We start from the raw sequence: 7,027 nt of genomic DNA on the forward strand, positions 1-7,027 counted from the left end.
GACCTTGCATATTATTTCCCAAAATGCAAAGGAAAAGACAAAATAGTGTCATCTTTTAGTAAGAAAAAGGGATTTTGAAATCGCTAATAGTTTTAGATTTGTTACTTAACATTTGCCCAATAAGATAGGATATATATTTCGGTTGTTATCATATTTTTAATCAAATTGCTATAATATTAGCTTAAAACAAATTGCATTTACAACTGTTTTTTTTGATATAAATACATCACCAACAATATAATAAACCAAAAACTTAATACATTTTAAAACTATGGAAAACGCAAATAACAAGAAACTCTTTTACGCAAGTTGTTTTGCTTTAATAACAACGGCCCTCTCTTTTAGTATAAGGGCTGGAATTTTACCCCAACTAGGACAAGAATTGAACCTGTCTGGAGAACAGTTGGGCTTTATAAATTCTATGTGGTTTTTGGGCTTTCCAATATCGATGGTCATAGGGGGGCTTATTTATAATACGGTAGGGGGTAAAGTAATTATGCAGTTTGCCTTTTTCGCCCATGCCATTGGTATTATAATGACCATTTATTCGGGCAGTTATATTGGCTTACTTGTTTCTACCCTGCTCATAGGATTGGGTAATGGTTGTACCGAAGCTGCTTGCAACCCCATGATTGCCGATGCTTTTCAAGGGAACACCATGAGTAAAATGATGAATCGTTTTCATATGTGGTTTCCAGGGGGTATTGTAATAGGGAGTTTAGTATCAGAATTTATGACCAGTGCCGGATTTGGGTGGCAAACACAGATTTGGCTCATATTAATTCCAACCTTAATTTATGCCTATTTGTTCTTTGGACAATCATGGCCGCCGGCGAAGGTAGAGGAAGCTGCTTCCTTAAAAGGCAATTTAAAAGCAATGGTGTCGCCCCTGTTTATTTTTATGATGGTCTGTATGGCCTTGACCGCCATTTCTGAGTTTGGGCCCCAACAATGGGTCGGACTTATTTTAGCAAAAAGTGGTGCCAAGCCTATGTTGGTATTAGCGTTGGTAACAGGACTAATGGCCTTTGCCCGTTATTTTGGAGGAGAAGTGGTTCAAAAATTCGATCAAACTGGAGTACTTTTGGGCTCTGCTGTTTTGGCAACTATTGGCGTATATCTTTTTAGCACACAAACAGGGGGAATGGCCTATGTTGCTGCCATATTTTTTGCTCTTGGCATTGCCTATTTCTGGCCAAATATGATTGGTTTTATCGCCGACAAAATCCCCCAAAGTGGCGCCTTAGGAATGTCTATTATAGGGGCCGTGGGGATGTTTTCTTCTTCTATATTCCAACCTATTATTGGAAGCTGGATTGATGCAGACAAGGCCGCCGCTGCGTCTCAGGGACTAACCGGTGATCAGCTAGAATTAGTCTCGGGACAAGCAACCTTGGGAACGATGGTATTTTTTCCCGCCATATTAATTGTCCTCTTTACCATACTATTATTTTGGGTCAAGAAAAGAAAAGCCCAATTTGCCATGGCATAAATACCTGGCCCGTCCCTAGTTGCTTATAGTTTTAGATATACTAAAAATTTCCAACCAAACGACTGCCAGGGATGGGCCTAATTCTTTTTGTCCGGACCGGACCCATAAAACCATATATAGCCAAATGCACATTCAGCATTACAAAGACCTAGAAGGAGGAATCTTGCCCAAAGAGGATCTCTATATTAACACCAATAACGAAACAAATGAAGATTGGAATGAATATGTTGCTCTGGACCAATCATGTGACAGAAGCACATTACAACATCATAGAAAAAATTAAAAACACCGGCTACGATGGCATTGAGCTGTTTTTAGGCGAAGGTAATTTAGAGCACTATTCTAAGCTGGGCACTCATTTTAAGAATATTAACATGGGGGTTACCTGTGTTGCTTCCTTAGCTCCGGAGGAGAATATAGCAAGTCCGGACGCCAAAACAAGAGCTGCCGGCTTGGAGAAATTAAAATGGTCCATAGATATGGGAGCAGCCACAAATGCCGAGGTCATTTGTGGTCCTTTCCATTCGAGTTTTGCCTATTTCACCCGTCAGCCTCCTACTGAAAGTGAACGTCAGTGGAGTATAGAAATGCTACAAAAAGCGTCTGAATACGCCGCTTCTGCAGGCATTGTTCTCGCACCCGAAGCCTTAAATAGGTTTGAATGCTATTTGTACAACACCATGGCAGACTTAAGCTCCTTGGCGAGCCAAGTAAACCACCCCAACTTGGGCGCTATGTACGACACCCATCACGCCCATATTGAAGAAAAAAGTCAGGCCCAAGCCATAAAGACTATTGCACCACACCTTAAACATGTACACATTAGTGAAAACGACCGGGGTACTCCTGGCAGTGGGCAAATACATTGGAAAGAGGTTTTTAGCACCCTAAAAGAGGTAGGCTACAACGGCTGGCTTACTATAGAGGCCTTTAGCACTATTATCCCCGAGTTTGCCAATGCCATTAATGTTTGGAGGGATTATTCCCCTACCGAAGAGGTATATACCAAAGGATTAAAATTTATTAAAAAAGGTATAGATCATTCTTAAAGAAAACCTTTCCAAGGCGTTCTATTTATGAACTCTAAGGAAAAACAAATAATAACTATTTAAAAATAATTTATTCTATTTTCATGAAAAACCTAGTATATGTACTTCTATGTGCCGTATTAATGGCCTGTAGCGGACAAAAAGCAATGACTTCCAATGCTGACCAAGTTACTCAAAACACTACACAATGGCTGACCTTTGATGGGAAAAACAAAAAGTCTAAACATATTGTATTCATTACGGGCGATGAAGAGTACCGTTCCGAAGAAGCCATGGCGCAAATGGCCAAAATCTTATCGAAAAGACATGGTTTTAAATGTACGGTATTATTTGCTCAAGATCCAGAGAAGCCCGGAATCATCAATGCCAATTACAGCTACAATATCCCAGGGCTGGAAACTTTAGCCGATGCAGATATGATGGTCATTTTCACTAGGTTTAGAGCGCTACCGGACGAACAGATGCAACATATAGATAAGTACCTTAGGAAAGGAAAACCTGTTATGGGCATCCGAACAGCGACCCATGCCTTTAATTTTGACAAGGATTCTGACTCTCAATTTATTCATTACAGCAATGGATACCAAGGAGAAAATACAGCTTGGAAAGATGGTTTTGGTCGTTTAGTATTGGGAGAAAAATGGATATCCCATCACGGTTCACACAAACACCAAAGCACCCGTGGAATTATTGCAACCAATGCTAAAAACCATGATATTACCAATGGTATTTCCGATGGCGATGTTTGGGGGCCTACCGATGTGTATGGCGTTCGGCTTCCTCTTCCGGGAGATTCTCAACCTATTCTTTTAGGGCAAGTGGTGAACAGAAAAGGGAAATTTGACCCAGCGGACATTTTTTACGGAATGAAACCAACAGATAGTGAACTTCCGGCCACCAATGATCAGGGGGTCGATGTCAACAACCCTATGATGCCCATTGCCTGGACCAAAAGCTACCAGTTGCCAGGAGGCAAAAAAGGAAGAGTCTTTACTTCTACCATAGGAGCAGCCAATGATTTACTAATTGAAGGTACCCGTAGACTTTTGGTCAATGGTGTGTATTGGGCGCTAGCGTTACCGGTTCCTTCTAAGGCCAACGTAACTCTTGTAGGCGATTACCAACCTACCACTTACGAGTTTAGAAGCGAAGCCTACTGGCAGAACAAGCAATTAAAAGTAGAAGATTTTAAATAGGATATACAAGCAAAGAATCATTTTAAAGAAAAAAAGGCCTGTAGCGAAATTCGCTACAGGCCTTTTTTAGTAAATAAGCATTATACTATTGTTTTGGCAATCTTTTTTCGGCCATCAGCTTTTTTACCACCTTTTGAAGCTTTTTAGGATTATCGGCATACTTTTCCAAATTGATGATCTCAACTTTTCTAAAATCGACCGGGTGACTTTCGCTTTGAAGGGAAATGGTACCTCCTTTTAACAACGCTCCCTGTTCGGCTCCGTTAACTGGGTCTAATTGTGGTTTTTCATAACGCATTACTTCTTCTCCGTTCACATAGTGTACGATCAAAGAATCGCCCAAGGCCAATATTTCTGCACGTACCCATTGCTCACCATGGTAGGTTTTAGAATTAGAATTAAAACAATGTTGCTTCATTATTTTTCCGTCTTTTTCATATTGTGTTCCAGGTGTACAAAGGTTAGCAGTAGATCGCTCATCTTTGCCGTTACCTCCTAAAAGCTGTACTTCTATAGAGTTAGGAAAATCCTGATCTACGGTCATCTCTGCCGGGTCTTGCCCGTGAATCATGACACCACTGTTGCGGTACGCCCAACCTGGCCCGCCTTTTACTTGGTCTCCAACAAACCTGTATTCTACAGCGAATAAATACGTTGAAAATGGCTTTTCATAAAAAAGATGGCCAAATTGCTCGTCAAAGGTATCGTATTCATCATACCGTACCTGAATATTTCCGTCTTCGACCTTAAAGGTATTAGCAAAGTTTTCGTTTAACTCGTGACCTGTAATTTTAATCTGCCAATTTTTTAGGTCCTTTCCATTAAATAACTGTACCCATTCGGTATGTTTTTTAAAAGAGCTTCCCAAATAAAATACGACCGAACCAATTACCACGGATAAGGCCAAAAGTTTTAATTTAGAATTGTTTTTCATTAAGAGGTGTGTTTATATAATTATACTGAATTCTGATTTTCTATGTTAATTAAGCTCGAAATATACCATATTATCTCCAAAATTATTAGGATAGCGCTAATTAAAATTTCCGTCAAAACACCTATTCCCTCCGTAAAACTCTGGGACCAATCGTAACATAGTTCGGAGAAACCATCCCTACAAAGCGCAAAACAACACCTCTTGCGCTCAGGATCTAACGAATTTAAAAGGAATCTCCCTGTCTAGGTCTCTCTAAAACAAGTGCTTTATTTCTATGGGCGTTCCCCTATCGGGTCGCTCTTTCCGCTGTATCTTTTTTAAGGGTTCCATGGCCCCTTAAAAAAGGATGCCGCTGCAATAGCTAACGCGGGATATCAGTGAACAATAATCATTTAACAATAAAACAAGGTGAACACTGATCAGGGAAGTTCCCATTAGCTCATTGGTCCATGTACATTGAATGCCGCGTTAGGGACCGCGGCGGCATCCCCGCAGCGGAGCAAGGGATATAGACAAGGGCCCGCCCGACGAAGGAGGGAACGCCCAAATAAATACATAGAACGATATAAGTTTAATGATTAATTATCATGATCCGACTTGGGTTTGCTTAGCGATTTACTGAGTTCTTCCAAGGACCTACCTTTGGTTTCGGGCATTATAAAAGCCACAAAAAGCAACTGTAGCACCATCATAAAGGCAAAGAAAGCGAAAACGGTTCCGGCGCCTATGGCCGTGAACAATACGGGGATCATAGATGGTATGATGGCGGCGAGGATCCAGTGAACGGAACTGCCAAAAGATTGGCCCGAACCCCGTAAATGATTGGGGAATATTTCTGAAATAAATACCCAAATAACCGTTCCCTGACCGATGGCGTGCGCGGCAATGAACAAAAAGAGAAATATGGCTACGGCCATGCCTTCCCAATGGAAGAAAAAGGCGCATGACACCAGCGACAAGGACACGATATACCCAAAAGAACCTAGGTACATTAATTGCTTTCTACCAAATCTGTCGATCAGAAAAATGCCTAAGAGTGTAAAAAGTAAATTGGTAACGCCTATGCCTATACTGCTCAGTAAAGCGGTGCTTTCCCCAAGGCCGGATTCCTCTAAAATTCTGGGCGCATAATACAGAAAGGCATTGATGCCCGAGGCCTGATTAAAAAAAGCAATACAAAAGGCAAGGATCAGCGGGAATCGATATTTCTTCATAAAAATACCCTCTCCGGAAGATTTGTTTTCATTTTCCATATTTATTTCCGACATCAATTTAGCCACATCCTGCCCAGGATTAATCAGTTGTAGTACCTGTTTGGCTTCTTCATGCCGCTGCTTGGTCAACAGCCATCTAGGACTCCTAGGAACACCAAAAACAAAGATGGTGTAAATGACAGCTGGTACGGCCTCTACCCCTAGCATCCAGCGCCATGCATTTTCGCCTATGCCGCTAAGCAAATAATTAGACAGAAAAGCGACCAAGATACCAAAGACAATATTAAATTGGTACAGGCCCACCAATTTTCCCCTATCCTTGGCCGGGGCAATTTCGGAAATATACGCAGGTGCTGCAATCGTAGATGCCCCTACCCCCAAACCACCTATAAACCTAAAAGTGGCAAAGGTAATAGGGTCGTTGGAAAAGGCCGAACCTAAGGCAGATACCGAATACAACACCCCGATCCAGATCAACGTTTTTTTCCTTCCCAACCTATTGGCAGGCAGCCCCCCGAACAACGCCCCGACGACGGTCCCCCACAGGGCCATGGCCATGACTACGGTGCCATGGAACACATCTGAAGACCCCCATAACATTTGAAGCTTTTTGTCGGCTCCAGAAATTACTACCGTGTCAAAACCAAAAAGAAAGCCTGCCAAAGCTGCCGTAATAGACCAAACCCATATTTTCTTCATAGAACCTTTAGTATTTATAACCATTTGATAGTCGAAAGCTATGGTAAAAATATTTTAACCATATTACAATATACTATGAAATAGTTAACAATCAGCAGTTTATTAAAAGTTCTCTAAATTTCGTTTGAAAGCCCAGATACTATAAAGAATATTCTAAACTACTTTGACAACAGAAGTACCAACGCCTCGGCAGAATCATTCAATGCCAAGATAAAAGTATTTAGGGCACAGTTCAGAGGTGTTAGAAATATAGGATTCTTCCTTTTTAGGCTCTCCAATATTTTTTCTTAACAACAAAATCCCACAAGTTTTTGACTTGATCCGTTTTAATTCGTTCAATACCATTGTAAGGTTTATCCAAATCCATTACAAACCGATTTTGTACTATTTTAACAACAGAAGCACAAACGCCTCGGCAGAATCATTCAATGCCAAGATAAAAG

General features: G+C 41.0%; 7 protein-coding genes. 5 read left to right on the forward strand and 2 right to left on the reverse strand.

Going from position 1 to position 7,027, the window contains the following annotated elements; genetic code table 11:
- The first annotated feature begins 271 nt into the window (after positions 1–271).
- The 3 genes from BUA16_RS09345 (at position 272) to BUA16_RS09355 (ending at position 3,737) form a co-directional block, all read left to right on the forward strand.
- Positions 272–1,492, forward strand: a complete 1,221-nt coding sequence (locus tag BUA16_RS09345; RefSeq protein WP_072764480.1) for an MFS transporter — start codon at positions 272–274, stop codon at positions 1,490–1,492.
- Between the two features lie 206 nt (positions 1,493–1,698).
- Entirely contained in the window at positions 1,699–2,541 is an 843-nt protein-coding gene (locus BUA16_RS09350) for a sugar phosphate isomerase/epimerase family protein (RefSeq protein WP_072764481.1), read from the forward strand.
- Positions 2,542–2,624: 83 nt separating this feature from the next.
- The gene (locus tag BUA16_RS09355; protein ID WP_072764482.1) at positions 2,625–3,737 is read left to right on the forward strand and encodes a ThuA domain-containing protein; all 1,113 of its coding nucleotides are present in this window, start codon (positions 2,625–2,627) and stop codon (positions 3,735–3,737) included.
- An 85-nt stretch (positions 3,738–3,822) separates the two neighbouring features.
- Here BUA16_RS09355 and BUA16_RS09360 read toward each other — a convergent pair whose 3' ends face one another.
- Together BUA16_RS09360 and BUA16_RS09365 are read right to left on the reverse strand one after the other, a co-directional pair.
- The gene (locus BUA16_RS09360) at positions 3,823–4,671 is read right to left on the reverse strand and encodes a 3-keto-disaccharide hydrolase (protein WP_072764483.1); all 849 of its coding nucleotides are present in this window, start codon (positions 4,669–4,671) and stop codon (positions 3,823–3,825) included.
- Between the two features lie 578 nt (positions 4,672–5,249).
- Positions 5,250–6,584, reverse strand: a complete 1,335-nt coding sequence (locus BUA16_RS09365; RefSeq protein ID WP_072764495.1) for a sugar porter family MFS transporter — start codon at positions 6,582–6,584, stop codon at positions 5,250–5,252.
- Positions 6,585–6,734: 150 nt separating this feature from the next.
- On the opposite strand from BUA16_RS09365, the gene BUA16_RS09370 reads away from it, so the two are divergent.
- Both BUA16_RS09370 and BUA16_RS09375 read left to right on the forward strand, forming a co-directional pair.
- On the forward strand, positions 6,735–6,875 hold the full coding sequence (locus BUA16_RS09370; protein ID WP_245795541.1) for a transposase: 141 nt from the start codon (positions 6,735–6,737) through the stop codon (positions 6,873–6,875).
- Positions 6,876–6,900: 25 nt separating this feature from the next.
- On the forward strand, positions 6,901–7,027 hold a 127-nt coding region (locus BUA16_RS09375; protein ID WP_245795542.1), incomplete at its 3' end, for a transposase.

This window comes from Arenibacter nanhaiticus (assembly GCF_900141935.1).
Classification (GTDB): domain Bacteria; phylum Bacteroidota; class Bacteroidia; order Flavobacteriales; family Flavobacteriaceae; genus Arenibacter; species Arenibacter nanhaiticus.

What these genes read in the sequence shown, in the direction of transcription:
- BUA16_RS09345 (WP_072764480.1), top strand. Translation starts at nt 272, where the DNA reads ATGGAAAACGCAAATAACAAGAAACTCTTTTACGCAAGTTGTTTTGCT.
- BUA16_RS09355 (WP_072764482.1), top strand. Translation starts at nt 2,625, where the DNA reads ATGAAAAACCTAGTATATGTACTTCTATGTGCCGTATTAATGGCCTGT.
- BUA16_RS09365 (WP_072764495.1), bottom strand. Translation starts at nt 6,584, where the DNA reads ATGAAGAAAATATGGGTTTGGTCTATTACGGCAGCTTTGGCAGGCTTT.
- BUA16_RS09350 (WP_072764481.1), top strand. Translation starts at nt 1,699, where the DNA reads ATGAAGATTGGAATGAATATGTTGCTCTGGACCAATCATGTGACAGAA.
- BUA16_RS09360 (WP_072764483.1), bottom strand. Translation starts at nt 4,671, where the DNA reads ATGAAAAACAATTCTAAATTAAAACTTTTGGCCTTATCCGTGGTAATT.